15 protein-coding genes and 1 pseudogene are annotated in these 18,432 nt (G+C 51.1%); 10 read left to right on the plus strand and 6 right to left on the minus strand.

Annotation, left to right across the window (positions count from 1 at the left end):
- Nucleotides 1–64 precede the first annotated feature (64 nt).
- The 3 genes from HH215_RS04300 to HH215_RS04310 all read left to right on the plus strand — a co-directional run bounded on the left by HH215_RS04300 (nt 65) and on the right by HH215_RS04310 (nt 4,127).
- A complete protein-coding gene (locus HH215_RS04300) occupies nt 65–1,867 on the plus strand; it encodes an ABC transporter ATP-binding protein (RefSeq protein WP_169278783.1) in 1,803 nt (600 codons plus the stop codon).
- Nucleotides 1,864–3,663 carry an ABC transporter ATP-binding protein gene (locus tag HH215_RS04305; protein WP_169278784.1) on the plus strand — a complete coding sequence of 600 codons (1,800 nt, stop codon included), beginning with the start codon at nt 1,864–1,866 and terminating at the stop codon, nt 3,661–3,663. The genes HH215_RS04300 and HH215_RS04305 overlap by 4 nt, the downstream gene beginning before the upstream one ends.
- A 161-nt stretch (nt 3,664–3,824) precedes the next feature.
- Nucleotides 3,825–4,127, plus strand: a complete 303-nt coding sequence (locus tag HH215_RS04310; RefSeq protein WP_169278785.1) for a hypothetical protein — start codon at nt 3,825–3,827, stop codon at nt 4,125–4,127.
- Between the two features lie 292 nt (nt 4,128–4,419).
- Here the strand turns inward: HH215_RS04310 and HH215_RS04315 are convergent.
- Nucleotides 4,420–5,352: pseudogene (locus tag HH215_RS04315) on the minus strand (IS4 family transposase); the annotation flags it as partial.
- A 196-nt stretch (nt 5,353–5,548) separates the two neighbouring features.
- A complete protein-coding gene (locus HH215_RS04320) occupies nt 5,549–5,860 on the minus strand; it encodes a hypothetical protein (RefSeq protein WP_169278786.1) in 312 nt (103 codons plus the stop codon).
- A 258-nt stretch (nt 5,861–6,118) separates the two neighbouring features.
- Here HH215_RS04320 and HH215_RS04325 point away from each other — a divergent pair, with 258 nt between their 5' ends.
- The 6 genes from HH215_RS04325 (at nt 6,119) to gyrA (ending at nt 13,969) form a co-directional block, all read left to right on the plus strand.
- Nucleotides 6,119–6,418, plus strand: coding sequence for a hypothetical protein (locus HH215_RS04325; RefSeq protein WP_169278787.1), 300 nt, complete (start codon nt 6,119–6,121; stop codon nt 6,416–6,418).
- A 171-nt stretch (nt 6,419–6,589) separates the two neighbouring features.
- A complete protein-coding gene (locus tag HH215_RS04330; RefSeq protein ID WP_169278788.1) occupies nt 6,590–7,408 on the plus strand; it encodes a GDSL-type esterase/lipase family protein in 819 nt (272 codons plus the stop codon).
- Between the two features lie 24 nt (nt 7,409–7,432).
- Nucleotides 7,433–8,398 carry an ABC transporter ATP-binding protein gene (locus HH215_RS04335; protein ID WP_169278789.1) on the plus strand — a complete coding sequence of 322 codons (966 nt, stop codon included), beginning with the start codon at nt 7,433–7,435 and terminating at the stop codon, nt 8,396–8,398.
- Complete coding sequence (locus HH215_RS04340) at nt 8,391–9,380, plus strand: ABC transporter permease (protein ID WP_169278790.1); 990 nt, start codon at nt 8,391–8,393, stop codon at nt 9,378–9,380. Before HH215_RS04335 ends, HH215_RS04340 begins: the two co-directional genes overlap by 8 nt.
- Nucleotides 9,381–9,438: 58 nt before the next feature.
- On the plus strand, nt 9,439–11,412 hold the full coding sequence (gene parE / locus HH215_RS04345) for a DNA topoisomerase IV subunit B (protein ID WP_169278791.1): 1,974 nt from the start codon (nt 9,439–9,441) through the stop codon (nt 11,410–11,412).
- Between the two features lie 76 nt (nt 11,413–11,488).
- A complete protein-coding gene (gyrA, locus tag HH215_RS04350) occupies nt 11,489–13,969 on the plus strand; it encodes a DNA gyrase subunit A (RefSeq protein WP_169278792.1) in 2,481 nt (826 codons plus the stop codon).
- A gap of 27 nt (nt 13,970–13,996) precedes the next feature.
- Here gyrA and HH215_RS04355 read toward each other — a convergent pair whose 3' ends face one another.
- Nucleotides 13,997–14,173 carry a hypothetical protein gene (locus tag HH215_RS04355; RefSeq protein ID WP_169278793.1) on the minus strand — a complete coding sequence of 59 codons (177 nt, stop codon included), beginning with the start codon at nt 14,171–14,173 and terminating at the stop codon, nt 13,997–13,999.
- A 429-nt stretch (nt 14,174–14,602) separates the two neighbouring features.
- On the opposite strand from HH215_RS04355, the gene HH215_RS04360 reads away from it, so the two are divergent.
- A complete protein-coding gene (locus HH215_RS04360; RefSeq protein ID WP_169278794.1) occupies nt 14,603–15,139 on the plus strand; it encodes a MarR family winged helix-turn-helix transcriptional regulator in 537 nt (178 codons plus the stop codon).
- Between the two features lie 209 nt (nt 15,140–15,348).
- On the opposite strand, the gene HH215_RS04365 is transcribed toward HH215_RS04360, so the two are convergent.
- From HH215_RS04365 to HH215_RS04375, 3 genes are all read right to left on the minus strand, one after another.
- Entirely contained in the window at nt 15,349–16,611 is a 1,263-nt protein-coding gene (locus HH215_RS04365) for a CapA family protein (protein ID WP_169278795.1), read from the minus strand.
- A gap of 124 nt (nt 16,612–16,735) precedes the next feature.
- Nucleotides 16,736–17,605, minus strand: coding sequence for a class I SAM-dependent methyltransferase (locus tag HH215_RS04370; protein WP_169278796.1), 870 nt, complete (start codon nt 17,603–17,605; stop codon nt 16,736–16,738).
- 24 nt (nt 17,606–17,629) lie between these two features.
- Complete coding sequence (locus HH215_RS04375; RefSeq protein WP_169278797.1) at nt 17,630–18,373, minus strand: response regulator transcription factor; 744 nt, start codon at nt 18,371–18,373, stop codon at nt 17,630–17,632.
- Nucleotides 18,374–18,432 lie beyond the last annotated feature (59 nt).

Consider the following 18,432-nt stretch of genomic DNA (forward strand, 5'->3'; position numbering starts at 1 on the left):
GAGTTTGCCGCGTAGTTGCTATTGAGCTAAACTGCCGTAGAAAGCAGTGAGGGGAGGACCATTTTTGGATATTTTTCGGGCATTGAAATCGTATTACTGGCAAGATAAAGGCTTTCTATGGGGGTCCGTCGTCGGACTGGCGATTGCAACTGCACTCGGATTGGTATACCCTCTGCTGCTCAAGCAGCTCATCGACGACATGATCATTCCCGGTGAATACGGAGGCGTTCTGGCGCTGTCGTTAACGGCAGTAGGCATCATTTTCTTGAAAGCGGGTTTCCAGTACGTTCACGGCTTTAGCGGCGGGCGACTTGGTAACCGGCTAGCGTACCGCTTGCGCAACGGGTGTTACGAGAAGCTTCAGCAATTATCTTTTTCTTATTATGACACGGCTAGAACGGGGGATCTGATGTCGCGTCTGACGGCCGATATCGAGGGGATTCGCAACTTTATCGGTTTCGGGTTCGCTCAACTGCTGAATACGGGATTTCTGCTCGTCTTCGGCTTCGGAATGATGTTCTACATCGATTGGAAACTAACGTTGATGACTTTCGCGGTCATTCCCGTACTCGGATACGTAGCCATTCGGTTCGAACAGAACATCCATCCGGTGTTTCGTTCCATCCGTTCCGCGGTCGGACGGCTAACGGTTCGCGTTCAAGAGAATATTACCGGGGTTAGAACCGTCAAATCGTTCGCGCGAGAGCCGTTCGAAATCAACAAATTCGTTAAGGAAAACGTGGATTACCGCGATAACCACCTTCATTTGGCAGGTGTCTGGGCGAAGTATTTTCCGATGATCGAGTTTATCGCTAACCTAAGCGTCGCTGCATTGCTGCTCGTGGGCGGTTGGAGAGTCATTGACGGGTCGTTGACTCTAGGCGACTTGGTCGCGCTTACAGGTATGCTAGGCCTTATCGTAGCTCCTCTATGGACGTTGGGGTTCCAGATTAACAACTACACGCAATCCAAAGCTTCCGGGGAACGTTTACTGGAGCTGTTGAATCAACCGATCGCGGTGAAAAATACGAAAAACAGTCTCGAATTGGACGCGGATGCCGTTAAGGGACATATCCGATTCGATGACGTCAGCTTCCGCTATACGAACAGGGACGATGCGCCTTCCGCGTTGCTCGGATTTAATCTCGATGCTCCTGCGGGTTCCGTCATCGGTTTGCTGGGTGGCACGGGTTCTGGGAAAACGACGGCGGTAGGGTTGTTGCTCAGGGCTTACGACGTAGGAGAAGGATCAGTAACATTGGATGGCGTCGACATTCGCCACATTGAACTCGCCAGTTTACGTAGCCAAACGGCGATCGTCTTTCAGGAGTCGTTCCTGTTCTCCACGACGATCAAAGAAAACATTTGCTACGGCTTCCCCGAAGCGAGTCAGGAAGACATCGAAGAAGCCGCGCGGTTAGCGCAAGCGGACGGATTCATCCGCGAGCTTCCGCTAGGCTATGAAACCGTCGTCGGCGAGCGCGGCATGGGGTTATCGGGAGGGCAGAAGCAGCGGATCGCGATCGCCCGGGCATTGTTAAGTAAACCGAAGATTCTAATTCTGGATGACGCGACTAGCGCTTTAGACATGGAAACGGAGCATGAAATTCAGACGGCGATCCGTTCGGTTATGGCGGGTCGCACGGTGTTCATGATCGCGCACCGGATCTCTTCGTTACGCCGAGCAGACGAAATTATCGTACTGGATCGCGGCCATACGATCCAACGGGGAACGCACGACAAGCTCGTGCGACAGCCGGGACTGTATCGCGAGACGTACCGGATTCAATATGCCGATCGTCCGGAAGAGCTGGATAATCCGTCCCTAGTCTCTGAAAGTTCTGCGGAAAGGCGCGTGACGGGATGAGTCGCAAGTTCGTATACCAAGACGATGAATTAATCGAAAAACCGTTTAACTGGAAGCAAATCGGCAGGCTGTTCACATACGTTAAACCTTATCAATCGGCGGTTACCCGGGTTATTTTCGTCATGACGGTGTTCGGGATGCTGGCTAGGCTCGCGATACCGTTCCTGATGAGCATGGCGATCGATCGAGCCATTCATCCGGAGGACGGGGACGGCAACGTCACCTTGCTGGTTATCTTGGTCGCTACCATGTTAGCCATGTATGGTATGCGATGGTGGGCTCAGAGGTACACGATCCAGCAGACGAACGAAATCGGCCAGAAAGTGATTTTCGACCTGCGAGCCGCGTTATTCAAACATATTCAATCGCTATCGTTTCGTTTTTTCGACAAACGTCCTGCGGGTTCAGTGCTCGTAAGGGTTACGAATGACGTGAACTCCTTGCAGGATATGTTCACGAACGGGGTCGTGAACACGGCGATCGATATTTTCCAACTGATCGGGATTACGATTATTTTGCTCGTTATGGAACCGAAGTTAGGCCTGGCGATCATGATTACGGTGCCTATAATGTTCATCGCATCGTCCACGTTACGCAAAAAAATCCGCATGGCGTGGCAAGTCGTCCGGATTAAGCAGTCGCGGATCAATTCCCATCTGAACGAGAGCATACAGGGCATCCGAGTCACTCAAGCTTTCGCTCAAGAACAGGAAAACATCGGATTTTTCGACCGCATGAACACGAGCAACATTCGCTCTTGGAATCGGGCATCCGCTCTTAATCAGCTGTTCGGCCCGGTCATCGAAATTACTTCGGCGATCGGAACGCTGATCCTGCTCTTGTACGGAACGTATTTGATCCAATCGGGTGCGATGACCGTCGGAGTGCTCGTTGCCTTTATCACGTACGTGGGAAGCTTCTGGGAGCCGATTACGAGGTTGGGGAACATGTATTCCCAGCTATTGATCTCGATGTCCTCGGCGGAACGGATTTTCGAGTTCATGGACGAGAAGCCGGCCGTGCCCGAGAAGGAACATGCGCTTACTATTCCCGAACTGAAAGGAAACGTTAAGCTAGAGAACGTTACTTTCGGATACGAAACGGACCGTCCGGCTCTACGCGGAATCAACCTGGACGTGAAGGCAGGCTTGTCCGTCGCTTTGGTCGGGCACACCGGATCGGGAAAAAGCACCATCGTGAATCTGCTCTGCCGCTTCTATGATACGGTAGAGGGAAGAGTGTTGTTAGATGGAATCGATGTAAGAGACGTATCTATCGAGAGCTTGCGCTCCCAGATCGGAATCGTGCTTCAAGATACGTTTATTTTCTCCGGCACGATCAGGGATAATATCCGCTACGGCCGTCCAGGCGCTACGAACGCGGAAGTCGAGGCTGCCGCCCGCTCGGTGAAGGCTCACGATTTTATAGCGAATTTACCGAACGGTTACGACACGGAAGTAGAGGAGCGAGGAAACGCTCTTTCCGTCGGCCAACGTCAGCTGTTATCCTTTGCCCGCGCGCTGCTTGCTAATCCTCGCATTCTTGTGCTGGACGAAGCGACGGCGAGCATTGATACCGAGACGGAATTGCGCATCCAAGAGGCGCTCGCGACTTTGCTGCAAGGACGCACCTCCTTTATCGTCGCGCACAGATTGTCTACGATTCGCCATGCCGACTGCATCGTCGTGCTGGATCACGGGGTGATCGTCGATCAAGGCAATCACGAGGAACTCATGAAACGTCCCGGCCATTATCGCAATTTGGTCGACGCGCAATATCGTTTTCTCTCGGCATAGCTTAGCGACAACCGTTCATTCGGGCCATCGGGTCCGGAAGGACGGTTGTTTTTAACGAGCTTGTTATTGGGGCTTATGCTCTAACGGCGGCCACCACCGTTAAGCAACAGGAAACCGGATTTCGGTGCTCACCACCGATAAGCAGCTGAAAAACCGGCTTCATGGACGAAATAACGGTGCTCACCTCCGTTAAGCAACAGGAAACCGGCTTCCGGGGCGAAATAGCGGTGCTCACCACCGTTAAGCAGCCGAAAACCGGCTTTCGAGGCGAAATAGCGGTGCTCACCACCGTTAAGCAACAGGAAGCCGGATTCCGGGGCGAAATAGCGGTGCTCACCACCGATAAGCAGCTGAAAACCGGCTTCATGGACGAAATAACGGTGCTCACCTCCGTTAAGCAGCCGAAAACCGGCTTCCGAGGCGAAATAGCGGTGCTCACCACACTGGCGTTGCATGAAACTTGACGCTACGATTGCAATTTCTTCAATAAGGACTTTTATGAAATATTTTACATCACACTTGCTGCACCAGTTTCAAAAAAGGGAACCTGCAAGCTGATGTAGGTTGCATTATCCAAATTTTGGGTTTATTGTTGTCTTTGCATCTTTGAAGGTTTCACTAATGCAACTTCGCATCCATTTGGCTTTAGCTGTTTCGGTGGATGCTTGTTTTTTTGGCGACCTTTCGTCTTCCTACTTGGACGTTTGTTTGCAGCGGCTAAAAATGCATTCCAACTTCGAAAAGCATACACGCGTACTAATCGTAGCAGTTCCCACTCTGTGTCTGCATGCGCATCAGAAACATCAGACTATAAGCAATCATTGCAAGCAAAATGTGGTTCCAGACGGCTTGCGGCTTGTAGCTATACTGTTTGGCGAACTTCAGATGCTGCTTCATCCAGCGAAAGAATAGCTCGATTTGCCACCGTTGGCGGTATAGGTCCGCAACTTCCCTAGCCGAGAGATCAAAACGGGAAGTGGCAACACGGTATACACGTTCTTTTTCATCCTTAAATTCCACTATGCGCACGGGATGCTCCATCCAGCGAAATGTCCCGCCCAGGTAAACAATAGCATCACGAAGTAAGCCGGGGTCAGAAGGATCTGTCGGGTATTCTTCGAGCACCTGTTTGACCAAATGGTGGCTATTAATCCGAAGAACAAATCGACAGTTCTGCTCCAGCCACCTATCCATTCGGCGGTAGCTGACGTACCCTCGATCCATGAGGTATGTCGCGTCAGGATCGACGACAAGTAAATCGGAGCCTTCGTAGTCGCTCACATTTCCTGTCGACGGTACCACGCGGTCTGGAAAGCAGTACCCGTCTGACAAAACAACTAGACGCGTATGTACCTTCACGCCACTACGATGCCTTGTGACATAAGTCCAATCGGCCAACTGATGCGGCAAGCGCAGATTCGTGGAATCGATAATGAAGAGTTTGTTGGACGGTATTTTCTTTTGTTGGGCCGCTGTCTGATGAATGCGTGAAAGAAGCGCATGGAACAAGGCTTCGAGCACACAACTTGGGAAATCATCGATACGTCGACTGAGTTGTGATGCACTAATGGCGCAACCAAACTCATTTTGTAAGAGAGGATCGGCTTCAATCTCTTCTTGGATACGACGTAGAGAATCCCAACCACAGATTTGAGCAGCAACGAAGACTTTAAGTAAGTTAGCGCACCGAAGCTTACGAACGCGTTAATCCAAGCATAGGGCAGTAAAATCAGTAAGAGGCAACAAAGATAAACATTGACGAATAGTTGTAGAATCCGATACACTCAAGGACGGCTAGTCTCCTTTGTAATGGTGTACGGATTGCAACCTACACCACTACAATAGGGGATTTTTTGTTTTCCCTCCACGAAAATACATCATTTAATTACATATATAGTAATTTATAGAGTAAATATTTTTGTGTTAACTTTAATGCAACGCCAGTGTGCTCACCACCGTTAAGCAGCCGAAAACCGGCTTCCGGGGCGAAATAGCGGTGCTCACCACCGTTAAGCAGCCGAAAACCGGCTTCCGGGGCGAAATAACGGTGCTCACCACCGTTGAGCAACAGGAAATCGAGTTCAGGGACGAAATAACGGTGCTCACCACCGTTAAGCAGCCGGAAACCGGATTCCGGCACGAAATAACGGTGCTCACCACCGTTGAGAAACAGGAAACCGACTTCCGGGGGCGACATAACGGAGCCTCTATTTATGCTTAAAGGGCATGTTTTTACTGAAAAACAATCAAATAAGAGCGCCCATTTCCGTTAGATTTTGAAAAGAACCTTTATAAGCAGAATAACGGCCACCGCTTCTGTTAGGGGGAAGCAATAACAGGTTTAGAGGGAAGCAATAGCAGGTTACGCAATTACGGTACCATAAAAAGTTGGAACTATTTCAAACTCGCGCCGCGCTCTAAGATGGATTTATTAGATCCATCGAGGAGGTGTTCCATGGAGGGCGAGCGTAATAAACTTAAATGGATTGTATCTGGCGTTCTTTTCGGACCATTCGCTTTTCTAATCTCATTTTTCATGTGGAGCTCTCTAGCCTCTTTGTTCGGGATAGACTCTAACGATAAAGCAACTTACGGAATGATGGTCATTATGATGATTTTCGTTCCCGCTGGGGTCATAATCCTGCTGATGCTTAGGAAAAAGAAGAATGCAGCATTATTCCTTATGTCCATGACGATTACCGAAAATACGCTGTACCAAGCATTCGTGCGTTGGTGGGAACAGAGCGACTGGTAATCTTGAGCGTGGGATCTATTTGATTGCGATTTGTTGAGTCCGTGCGTTATTGCGCGGGCTTATTTATTTTGTTAATGAGGAGAATTTGAAAATTGTCGCAAGAACCGTTATCGTTGACATCAGCAGGAAAATTCCGGTTATGCTTAAGTCAGCAAGAATGGGGGAAATCGCATGAAGTCGACTTCTTGGTTGTGGCGAATCTTAGGCTGGACAACGTTAATCTGCATGCTGGTCATGATTACGGGATTCGGATGGGCGTTAAAAGACACCTGGTTCCCGAAGGTGGGGCTAGCTTTGCCTAAAGCATCGCAACCCGAAACCGCGACCGGCGGGGACTGGAACGAGAAGCAAGAGCTGTTCGTAACGTCCCTCGGAGATTCCTTGACGAAAGGAACGGGAGATTCGACGGGAGAAGGATACGTTAATCGCGTCGTCGAGGGACTGTCGAAACAATTGGACAAGCCCGTTCATTTGGTGAACAACATGGCGATCAATGGACAAAGGGCAGACCAACTCCTTGAGCTTTTGGACGTCAGCGGCTATAAAAATGCGATCGGCAAGGCGGACATCATTCTGTTTACGATCGGCGGCAACGACTTGTTCCAAGTTGCCCAGAACGGCGGATCGCTGGCAGAGGGAGGAGACTTGTCCCCGGAACTTCTGCTAGAGCGGATACCGGAGACGAAGACGCGCCTAGAGGGCGTTTTCCGTAAAATCAGAGAGCTGAATCCTACGGCGCGCATCGTATACGTCGGGTTATATAACGCTTTCTATGATCTCCCGGCGATGAATCAAAAAGGAAGCGAAGCGGTAGCGCTGTGGAACGATTATGCGTTCCGTTTCGCTAAAGCGGACGGCAACGCGACGGTCGTGCCGACTTACGATCTATTCGAGTTTAGCTTGATGAAGTACCTTTCCTCGGACCATTTTCACCCGAATGCCCTAGGCTATACCCGAATCTCCGAAAGAATCGTACAGGCTCTGCAATAACACTAACGGGGTGATTAAGCGACGATGAGCATAGCGAGTAAAGAAACGGTGTTGTCCGTTCAAGGATTAAAGAAGAACATCGGGCGCAAACCGATCATTCATAACGTCTCCTTCGACGTATACGCGGGCGAAATCTTCGGATTTCTAGGGCCTAACGGTTCGGGGAAGACGACTACGATCCGCATGTTGGTCGATTTAATCAAGCCGTCGGCGGGTAAAATCATCGTCTGCGGAGAAGATATCGGAATTCATCCGGAGAGGGCTCTCTCGCATATCGGCTGTATCGTGGAAAATCCGGAAATGTACGGCTTTATGACTGGGTGGGAAAATCTCGAGCATTTCGCACGCATGCAAGCCGGCATTACGATCGAAAGAATTTCGGAAGTCGTCGAGATCGTAGGTCTCGATCAGAGAATTCACGATAAAGTGAAAAACTATTCCTTAGGCATGAGACAGCGTCTAGGCATCGCGCAAGCGCTATTAGGCAGCCCTAAGCTGCTCATACTGGACGAGCCGACGAACGGCTTGGATCCCAAAGGAATTAAAGAATTGCGCGAATTTATCCGTACTTTGGCGCAAAGCGGCATGAGCTTGTTCATCTCCAGTCACTTGCTGAGCGAAATTCAACTGATGTGCGATCGCGTCGCGATCATCGCGCGCGGGGAAGTGATCGCCGTCGGAGAGGTGGAGGAATTGGTGTCCCAAGCGGGAACCTACACGGTTTGGCAGGTGGATCAACCGTCTATCGCCAAACAAATGCTAGAAGCCGAGACTAGCGTACAACTCGTGTCCGACGACGTTCATCGGATCGACGAAGCCTTGATGTCGACGCTTCATGAACCTATCGTTACGATTATGGACGAGCGACGCGTCAGCGAATGGGTTAACCGTTTCGTAGCCGCGGGCATCGCCGTCAGCTCCGTGCAACGCGTGGCGCCTTCCCTGGAAGAGCTATTCTTGAAGCTGACGGAGGGGGAGAAAATTGGCTAATCTACTTTCATTGATTCAGAACGAGACGTTAAAGGTATGGAAGAAAAAAAGGTTCGCCGTCGTCGTGCTCATCTTAATGATTCTGATTCCGATTTTCGTCTATGCCCAGATGAAGATCGCCCAGAACAGCGCGAATAAATTTCACGAGGATTGGCGATCGGAGCTGCAAAGCCGCATCACGGACAATACGAACGCGCTCAGCAGCGACCGGATACCGGAGGAATGGAAAGAATGGCGCAGAGCGCTCGTGCAGCAGCTGCAATATTACTTGGATCACGATATTAATCCGGAATCGCCGAACGCGGTTACGTTCACCCGCCGGTTCATGGATAATGCGGTCACGCTGTTTATCCCGCTGATGGTTCTCGCTATCGCGTCGGATCTCGTTTCTTCGGAACGATCGACGGGTACGATCAAGATGCTGCTCACGCGGCCCGTTCGCAGGTGGCGTATTTTGTTCGCTAAGCTTGCTTCGCTAACCTTGTACGTATCCCTGATCATGATTACGACCGTGCTGCTCTGTTATTTGATCTCCGGTTTAGTATTCGGCTACAAGGGCTGGGGCGAGCCGGTGTTCGTCGGATTTCAGGTGCAAGGAGCGGACGTGGATACGAGCGGCGTTCATGCCGTTACCCAAGGCGTTTACTTGCTGATGCAGGCAGGACTCATCTGGTTTTCCGCTATGGTCGTAGCGATTATTGCCTTGATGGTGTCCGTTCTCGTACGGAGCACGGCGGCGAGTTTCGTGACGATGATGGCGACGATTATCGCGGGAACGATCTTGGCGAACATGGCTTCTTCTTGGAAAAGCGCCAAATATTTGTTTAACGTGAATTTGGAATTATCGTCTTATTTAAGGGGTACTCCGCCTCCGATCGAGGGGATGACGCTTGGTTTTTCGCTGGCGGTATTAGGGGTTTGGGGCGTCTTGGCGCTTATTGTTTCATTCACCGTCTTTACGAAGCAAGACATCTTGAATTAGAATGAAGGGTAGTGCGTTTGCGTAAGCAAGCGCAAGAGACGAGCAAGGAGGTCCATTCGTGACCGATCAATTCGACCTATTCACTGAGAACGCCGCAAACGCGGGCGGCGATTATAACGCGGATGATATTCAAATTCTTGAAGGATTAACCGCGGTACGCAAAAGACCTGGGATGTACATCGGAAGCACGACGGCGTCGGGGCTTCATCATCTGCTGTGGGAAATCGTAGATAATGCGGTAGACGAGCATTTAGCGAGATTTTGTTCGAAAATCGACGTTATCGTGCATTCCGATAATTCGGTTACCGTTATCGACAATGGCCGGGGAATCCCGACGGGGATGCACAAGAGCGGAATACCGACTCCGCAAGTCGTATACACGATTTTGCATGCCGGAGGTAAATTCGGCGGCGGAGGATACAAGAAATCCGGAGGCTTGCACGGAGTTGGCGCATCCGTAACGAACGCTTTGTCCGAATGGCTCGAGGTGGAGATTTACCGGGATAACAAGATACATAAGATGAGATTCCAGACATGGGTCGACGACAAAGGAATCGAGCATGTCGGCGAGCCCGTTACCGGACTGGAAGTGATCGGCAACACGAATCGCACCGGCACGAAGGTTACCTTCAAACCGGATCCGAAAGTGTTCCACGGTCACGTCAGCATGAACTACGATACGTTGTCGGAACGACTGCAGGAAATCGCGTTCTTAAACTCGGGCTTGAAAGTGAACATCAAGGACGAACGCAGCGGCAAATCGGACACGTACCACTACGAAGGCGGAGCGCGTCAATTCGTGCAATTCCTTAACGAAGAAAAATCGGTACTTCACGACGTTATCCATTTTACGGCGGAGAAGGATGAAATCGAAGTTGAAGTCGCGCTCCAATATAACGACGGTTATACGGAGACGTTGGCTTCGTTCGTTAACTCCATTCCGACCCGCGGCGGCGGTACGCACGAAACCGGTTTTAAAACTGCGTATACCCGCGTCATGAACGAGTATGCCCGCAAGACGGCGCAGCTCAAGGAAAAGGACAAAAATCTCGAAGGAAACGATCTTCGCGAAGGCTTAATGGCCGTTATCAATATTAAGATGTCGGAAGTGGAATTCGTCGGACAGACGAAGGACCAGCTCGGCAGCGCTTCCGCGCGGAGCGCGGTCGATGCGATCGTCGCGGACAAGATGACCGTATTCCTGGAGGAAAATCCTCAAGTCGGGCAATTATTGATCCGCAAATCGGTCCAAGCCTCCAAGGCGCGCGAAGCCGCGCGCAAAGCACGCGAGGAAATTCGTAGCGGCAAGAAGCGGAGCGAGAGCGCAAGTCTCGGCGGCAAGCTGTCCCCGGCACAGTCCAAGGATAGCACCCGCAACGAGTTGTTTATCGTGGAGGGAGATTCCGCGGGCGGTTCGGCCAAACAAGGACGGGATTCCAAGTACCAGGCGATCTTGCCTCTTAAGGGCAAACCGATGAATCCCGAGAAGTCCAAACTGGTTGATATTCTGAAGAACGACGAGTACAAAGCGATTATCGCGGCAATCGGCGCCGGTATCGGATCGGACTTCGAAGTAGAGGAATGCAACTACTCGAAAGTCATTATCATGACGGATGCAGATACGGACGGCGCGCACATTCAAGTGTTGCTGCTGACGTTCTTCTATCGCTATATGAAGCCGTTAATCGACGCGGGCAAAGTATTCATCGCTCAACCGCCTCTTTATAAGCTGACGAGGAAATCGGGAAAGCTAGAGACGGTGCGATACGCTTGGACAGACGATCAGCTTAGCAATTATATGAAGGAAATCGGCAAAGGAGCCGAGTTGCAACGGTACAAAGGTCTCGGCGAGATGAATCCGGATCAGCTGTGGGAGACGACGATGAACTACGAGACCCGCACGTTCCTTCAGGTGCAGATCGAAGATGCAGCCAAAGCGGAGCGCCGCGTCTCTACTCTCATGGGCGACAAGGTCGATCCTCGGAAACGTTGGATTATCGAGAACGTTGATTTCACGGAGTATGAAGAATAGTATCAGGAGGAAAAGGCTCCATGCCAGGTGTCCGATCCTATCGTTCAAATTCGTAAAATCTGAAGGAGATATATAAGTGAGCCTACTTGAGCAATTTTTACCGGCATTTCTGGAGGAGGTCGTAGGCGACCGCTTCGGACGTTATTCTAAATATATTATTCAAGATCGCGCGATTCCCGACGTTCGCGACGGTTTGAAACCCGTTCAGCGTCGTATTCTGTACGCGATGTACGATTCCGGCAATACGCCGGACAAGCCGTATCGGAAGTCGGCCAAGACGGTCGGAGACGTGATGGGCAACTATCATCCGCACGGCGATTCTTCGATCTACGAAGGTATGGTCCGGATGGCGCAGCCATGGAAAATGGCGCATATGCTCGTAGACGGCCATGGCAACTGGGGCTCGATGGACGATGATCCGCCGGCGGCAATGCGTTATACGGAAGCGCGCTTGTCCCACATCTCAATGGAACTGCTGCGCGATATCGAGAAGAGAACGGTTTTATTTAAGGATAACTTCGATAATACCGCCAAGGAGCCCGTCGTGCTTCCTTCCCGGTATCCGAATTTGCTCGTCAACGGAGTATCGGGAATCTCAGCCGGATTCGCTACCGAAATCCCGACGCATAATTTGCGCGAGATTATCGATGCTTGCGTTTCGCTGATGAATAAACCGGACATGACCGTTCAAGAGTTAATGGAAATCGTCAAGGGGCCGGATTTTCCGACCGGCGGTCTGATTATGGGCGGAGACGGAATTCGCGAAGCTTACGAAACGGGAAAAGGTAAAATCTATATTCGGTCCAAGACCGTTATCGAGGATATGCGGGGCGGCAAGCAACAGATCGTCATCACCGAAATTCCTTATCAGATCGTCAAGTCCAAGCTGGTTAACTCCATCGATAACCTTCGGATGGAGAAGAAGGTGGAGGGCATTGCCGAAGTACGGGACGAGAGCGGCAGGAACGGCCTGCGCATTGTCGTAGAGTTGAAGAAGGACGTAGATGCCGAAGGCATTTTGGCGTATTTGCTTAAGAAAACCGACCTTCAGACGGCTTATAACTTCAATATGGTGGCTATCGTTAACAAAGCTCCGCGTCAGTTAGGGATCAAACAGATTCTTGAAGCTTACGTGGCCCACCAGAAGGAAGTCGTAACCCACCGTACCCAATACGACTTGGAAAAAGCCGAAGACCGCGCACACGTCTTGGAAGGGCTCGTTAAAGCGCTCAATCTATTGGATCAGATCATCGAGACGATCAAAGCTTCCAAAAACCGGATGGACGCGCAGAACAATTTGATCGCCAAGTTCGGTTTCTCCGAACGTCAGGCGGATGCGATCCTTACGTTGCAATTATATCGCCTGACCAACCTGGAGATTAACCAGTTGGAGAAGGAACACGCGGAAACGATGAAGAAAATCGCCCAGTTACGCGCGATTCTGGAAAGCCCTCGCAAGCTGATGAATGTCATCAAAGACGAACTGACGGAAATCCGCGATAAATACGGCATTGATCGTCGTTCCGTCATTCAGGGCGAGGTCGAAGAAATCAAAGTCAACCTCGAGGTGACGGTCCCGGCGGAAGAGGTGTTAATCACTCTTAGCCGCGAAGGTTATATCAAACGGACGAGCCTGCTGTCCTTCACCCGCTCGGGCGGCGAAATCGGCAGCGCCGGGGTTAAAGAAGGCGATGTCATCCGTTGGAGCATGGGGATGAACACGCTTGATCCGCTCTTGTTGTTTACGCAAAAAGGTTACTACTATTTGCTGCCGGTCCACCAAATTCCCGAATTTAAGTGGAAAGACACGGGGACGGCAATCGTGAATTTGCTTCCACTTGCCAAGGATGACCGAATTGTCGGCATCGTAACGGCCAAATCGGCCGATTTCGTTTCTGCGGCAGCGGAAGGCGAATCGGTCAACGGAGAAGGGCCGATGCTCGTATTCGTCACGAGACGCGGTCAAGTGAAAAGGACGCCGCTCGTCGATTACGCAACGACGCGAAGCATGGCTATCGCGGCTTGCAAAGTATCCGACGGGGACGAGATCATTAAAGTATTCCGGTCCGATCAGCCTGACGATCTATTGCTCGTTACGGAGCAAGGGATGAGCATCCGCTTCAACCAAGCGGAAGTCAGCTTGCAAGGCAGGGTCGCCGGGGGCGTTAGAGGGATTACGCTTAAAGAAGGCGATAAATTAGCCGACGCGATTCCCGTGATCGGAGACGAAGGGGAAGTTCTCGTCTTATCCGATTACGGTTACGCGAAACGTTCGCTTGTCCTGGATTACCCGCAACAGGGCAGAGGCGGCAAAGGCATTCAAACCTTCGAGTTCAAGGAAGGCAAACGGGTTCGTCCGAACGGCACGATACTCGTCGCCGCTTTCCACGTTAAGGAAGCCGTCAGCTTGCTTGCGTTAACGGCAAACGGTTCGGTATCCGAATTCGTCTCCGAGAGCGCGCCGCTTGACGATCGCAAAGGGCAAGGCAAGCTGATGACGGCCGTCGATCGCGGAGACGTACTGACGGAAGCATTCGTTAAACCGCTCTCCACTTGATGTTACGGCAACGGCGATGTTGATCCGTCAATCGTAGGGGCCGTTATTCGGCTCGGTACGATCGATCCATCGCAACAAGAGATCCAATACGACCCACATAGTCACCGGCTCATTCAGCCGTTCCAGCCATTGTGGGTCTTCTATTAATCCCGCGTCTTGAGCCATTTGGCCGATCATCTTGATTTTTTGTTCCGAAGAGGTCATCGGACTCGCCTCCTTATACGTTCAAAGCTTACTCGAATAAGATTTTATTAATTTTATGATTTTTTTGAAGGTAACGACTTGGATTTACTTGATCAATATTATTTACGACTTAAGCTACAGTTCCTCCGATTTGCCATCGTTAAGGCGAAAAATCGGTCGGAGCGGCCAGGAAGATTCCTCCGCATTGGCTTAATTCGGTTGATAAGGCCAGTTAGGTTTCTCCGTATCTGCATAAGTCGGTTCATGTGGTCAGGCAGGTTTCTCCGCGTTCACCCATATTTCGAAACCAGTATATGTCATGAATTGTCGCGACGTTCGCTTTTATGCGGATTTATGTCGTAAATATTTAATTGCATTAATCTATCTTTCGACACAGGGCCTGAGTATAATAAAGGAGAAGGCAATGTTCGGGATGAAAGGGGCATACCTATGGATAATACGGCGGATTTTGTGAAAAGCTGGACGAAGCTCACGAAGGATTGGAACGCGCAGATGGAAGCGGAACTTGCTCCGCAATTGACTGCAGGCCAACTGGAAGTACTCGAGTTGTTGCAAGCGCATGAGCCTATGAAGCCATCGGATTTGCTCCCGCATTTGGAAACGACGCCTGCCGCGATTACGACTCTCCTTGATCGTATGGAGCGCGCAGGGCTCGTCGAGAGAAACAGGGACGACAGCGATCGTCGGATCGTATGGGTAACCATGACGGAGCTGGGACGCTCCGAAGTGGAGAGGGGAGTCGCCGTTCGCAGCGCGATCGTCAACCGCTCGCTGGAACTGGTATCGAGTCATAACCGTCAGCTACTGGTGTATTTGATGAGCAAAGTAGCCGGAACAAGAGAGTCTCTCGCGGCAACCGAACGGAAGAACGCGTCGGCTACAGGCGCGAATGCGGATGAAGTTGCAACCGATTCGGCCAAAGAGACCGAGCAAATTCACTCCGAATCTTCGGCAATCTCATCTTGATGGCTGATAATGCGATTTTATTTAGGAGTTAATCACAGAGCTCGCTCGAATAACCTGTCGGACCGTGTTGCGGTCTTGCAGGTTATTTGTTTTTTTTCTTCCTTGTCATCAGGTAGTCTAAATTGCGGTCGGGGCGGATCGAGGGCATTTCTGAAGGATCACAGCAAAGCCCCGAGCGAATGAACGCACGGGGCTCCTAAGCGAACCGGTCATGACTGCGAAGGTTGAAGAGCTTTGAGATGCTTGTTGATGCCGCTCAAGAGCGTCTTTATTTTGGCGTAATCTTTCTCGGCGAGCCCGGGAATATTCTTTTTCGCCAGAGCGTTGTTCATAGGAACGATCGTATAATACCGTTTTTGATTTTTCCACGCGATATGCACCCAGGTCGGTTCGGTCGTGATCTTATTCCAATGAATCGATGACGTTCCATCCGGCTGAGTTGTTTTGACTAGATTTACTCCGAATATCAAACCGACGTCTTTCCAGCTGCCGGTCTGGTTGGAGATGAAGTTGCCGAGAGAGTAGATGACGATCCCGCGACGCGAGATGCCGTCATCTGCTTCCGAGGCAGGGATGTCGATTTCTTCGTAGGGCTGAACGACATGAGGGTGGGAGCCGAGAATGATATCGGCCCCGGCCTTCACCAACTCGCGGACTAATTTCGTCTGCTGCTCGTTCGGCAAGCGTTGATATTCGAGTCCGAAGTGCAGAGAGACCGTAACGACGTCAACATGGGCTTCGCGAAGACGCGCAATGTCTTTCTTCATGACGACCGGATCGATCAGATTAACGGCAAACGATTTATCTTCAGGAACGGGAATACCGTTCGTGCCGTAGGTGTAAGCGAGAAAACCCATTCGGATGCCGTTTCTTTCCTCGATGATCAGCCGCTGTTGGTCGGCCTTGCTAACAGCCGTTCCGATCGGGACCAAGCCGGCTTTCTTCACGTTGGCAAGCGTTCGTTTCACGCCGGGAAACGCGCGGTCCATCGAATGATTGTTGGCGGTAGAAACCATTTGAATACCGGCGTCGGCAATCGCATCCGCGAGTTCGATCGGCGAATTAAACCGCGGATATCCGGTAATTTTCAAATCCTTGCCGGCGATCGGCATTTCCAGATTGCCTATAACCCAATCGCCTTGTTGGAAGAGCGGTTTCACCTGCGAGAACCAAGGCTTAAGATCATACGTCTGTTTGGCGGCGTTGTAATAAGCCGGAAGTTGCGGCATATGCACCATGATGTCTCCGACCGCGAGCAAAGTTGCTTCTCTGATCTCCGGCTCTGCGGGTAAGGACGGAGATGAGACAGGCTCCTCCGAAGCCGTCACAGCGGGCGAGGAAGGAGCTTGAGAGTGAGTCGGCGTCGGAAGTGCCGGCTTCTGCGAAGGAGCAGAGGAAGGTGGCGAGCCGTTCGAACAGGCCGTTAGCACGATCGCTAACAACCAGAAGCTGACAAACACGGCTTGACGCATTCCTCGCAGAACTCCATCTTTTTTTATCGCCAATAAACTCTTAACATTGCTAACGCTATGGCCGAAGCTCCCCAGCGATCTTTCAGCTTTCATATCCACGCTCGTACAGTTATTCATCGGCACTTTAATCTTCGCTCTCCCAGCGCCCATAGATCCCGCAAGGCAGCGTCATTCCGCTTCGGGTAATAGGCAAGCCGATTTCTCCGCAATCTAGCTTGCCGCCGAATTTCCGACGAATAGACAGATTAAGCAGGTTGTTAAGAACGGTCGGCGATAGTCCAGTCGTATAGGAGTTAACGAGCACGAACAACGGCTTATCCGATAAAATTCCCATGCAGGATTCCAAGAAAGGAAATAGATTCTCTTCCAGTTTCCAAGTCTCTCCGTTAGGTCCGCGTCCGTATGAAGGAGGATCCATAATGATCGCTTCGTACTGACGGCCCCGGCGCTCCTCGCGCTGCACGAATTTGAAGACATCGTCCGTAATATAACGTACCGGCGCGGAACCGAGTCCGGAAAGCTCCGCGTTCTCCTTCGCCCATTGCACCATTCCTTTGGCCGCATCGACGTGGCATACGTCCGCTCCTGCCGAAGCGGCCGCTACCGTCGCTCCCCCGGTGTAAGCAAATAGATTAAGAACGCGAATAGGCCGGTTAGCTTCGCGGATTTTATTCATCATCCAACTCCAGTTAACCGCTTGCTCGGGGAATAAGCCGGTATGTTTGAAGCTTGTCGGTTTAATATGGAATTTTAACGGTCCGTAAGAGATGTTCCATCTTTCCGGAAGGGAGCGTTTGTACGTCCATTGCCCGCCGCCGCTGCTGCTTCTGTGATAATGGCCGTCGGCTTGTTTCCAATCCGCGTGTTCCGACTTGAGCGGCCAAATAATCTGCGGATCGGGGCGCCGCAAAATGATATCGCCCCAGCGTTCGAGTTTTTCTCCGTTACCCGTATCGATTAATTCGTAGTCTAGCCAATCCTGTGCCATTTGCATAATCTTCGATTCGTCCTTTTGTCGTCAATTAGGTATTTCGCTTTGCTCGTCGCAAGCGTTCGTCGGGCAGAACCGATATCCGAAGCCGCGTACCGTCTGTACCCAGCGCGGTCGAGCAGGGTCTAGCTCCATCTTTTTTCTTAAATTGCTGATATGAACCATAAGCGTTCTCGTATCGCCCATGCTATCCGACTGCCAGACGCGACGATAGAGCTCTTCCAGTGGGAATACTCGATTCGGTTGCCGGGCTAACACGCTTAGAAGCTCGAATTCTTTGGCCGATAGCGCGATCAATTCGCCTTCCAATCGAACCTCCAAACTGTTAAAATCGATCTCCAGTCCGGAAAAGCACAACTGAGCGACCTGGTCTTCGGGAGTTCTTTCCCGTGTTCTGCGCCTGCGAATATGCGCCTGAATTCTCGCAACCAACTGGCTAGGGCTGAAAGGCTTCGTAATATAATCGTCCCCGCCTTCCGATAAGCCGCGGATGATGTCCCTATCCTCGGATTTACAGCTTAGAAACAGGATCGGCACGTCGGCGCAAGCTCCCTGGCGCAGCTCGCGGCAAACCTCGATCCCGTCCATCTTGCCTAGAGATACGTCCAATACGATAAGATCCGGAACGAGCGAGGTTGCGATTCTAAGGGCGTCTAACCCATTATCGGATGTATATACGGCGTAGCCTTCCCGTTCGAGATACAGGGTTATCAATTCGGTAATTTCCCGTTCGTCGTCAACGACGAGAATCGTAGTTTCCGAACTCTTCATTATTTTCCCCCCACATTGAAGAGTCTTGATGACTTATTATAACGAAAGCGTTGACGAGT

Origin of the sequence: Cohnella herbarum (genome assembly GCF_012849095.1) — a bacterium.
GTDB classification, from domain to species: domain Bacteria; phylum Bacillota; class Bacilli; order Paenibacillales; family Paenibacillaceae; genus Cohnella; species Cohnella herbarum.

What these genes read in the sequence shown, in the direction of transcription:
- HH215_RS04355 (WP_169278793.1), bottom strand. Translation starts at nt 14,173, where the DNA reads ATGACCTCTTCGGAACAAAAAATCAAGATGATCGGCCAAATGGCTCAA.
- HH215_RS04375 (WP_169278797.1), bottom strand. Translation starts at nt 18,373, where the DNA reads ATGAAGAGTTCGGAAACTACGATTCTCGTCGTTGACGACGAACGGGAA.
- HH215_RS04360 (WP_169278794.1), top strand. Translation starts at nt 14,603, where the DNA reads ATGGATAATACGGCGGATTTTGTGAAAAGCTGGACGAAGCTCACGAAG.
- HH215_RS04365 (WP_169278795.1), bottom strand. Translation starts at nt 16,611, where the DNA reads ATGCGTCAAGCCGTGTTTGTCAGCTTCTGGTTGTTAGCGATCGTGCTA.
- HH215_RS04305 (WP_169278784.1), top strand. Translation starts at nt 1,864, where the DNA reads ATGAGTCGCAAGTTCGTATACCAAGACGATGAATTAATCGAAAAACCG.
- HH215_RS04335 (WP_169278789.1), top strand. Translation starts at nt 7,433, where the DNA reads ATGAGCATAGCGAGTAAAGAAACGGTGTTGTCCGTTCAAGGATTAAAG.
- HH215_RS04330 (WP_169278788.1), top strand. Translation starts at nt 6,590, where the DNA reads ATGAAGTCGACTTCTTGGTTGTGGCGAATCTTAGGCTGGACAACGTTA.
- HH215_RS04370 (WP_169278796.1), bottom strand. Translation starts at nt 17,605, where the DNA reads ATGCAAATGGCACAGGATTGGCTAGACTACGAATTAATCGATACGGGT.
- HH215_RS04325 (WP_169278787.1), top strand. Translation starts at nt 6,119, where the DNA reads ATGGAGGGCGAGCGTAATAAACTTAAATGGATTGTATCTGGCGTTCTT.
- HH215_RS04310 (WP_169278785.1), top strand. Translation starts at nt 3,825, where the DNA reads ATGGACGAAATAACGGTGCTCACCTCCGTTAAGCAACAGGAAACCGGC.
- HH215_RS04320 (WP_169278786.1), bottom strand. Translation starts at nt 5,860, where the DNA reads ATGTCGCCCCCGGAAGTCGGTTTCCTGTTTCTCAACGGTGGTGAGCAC.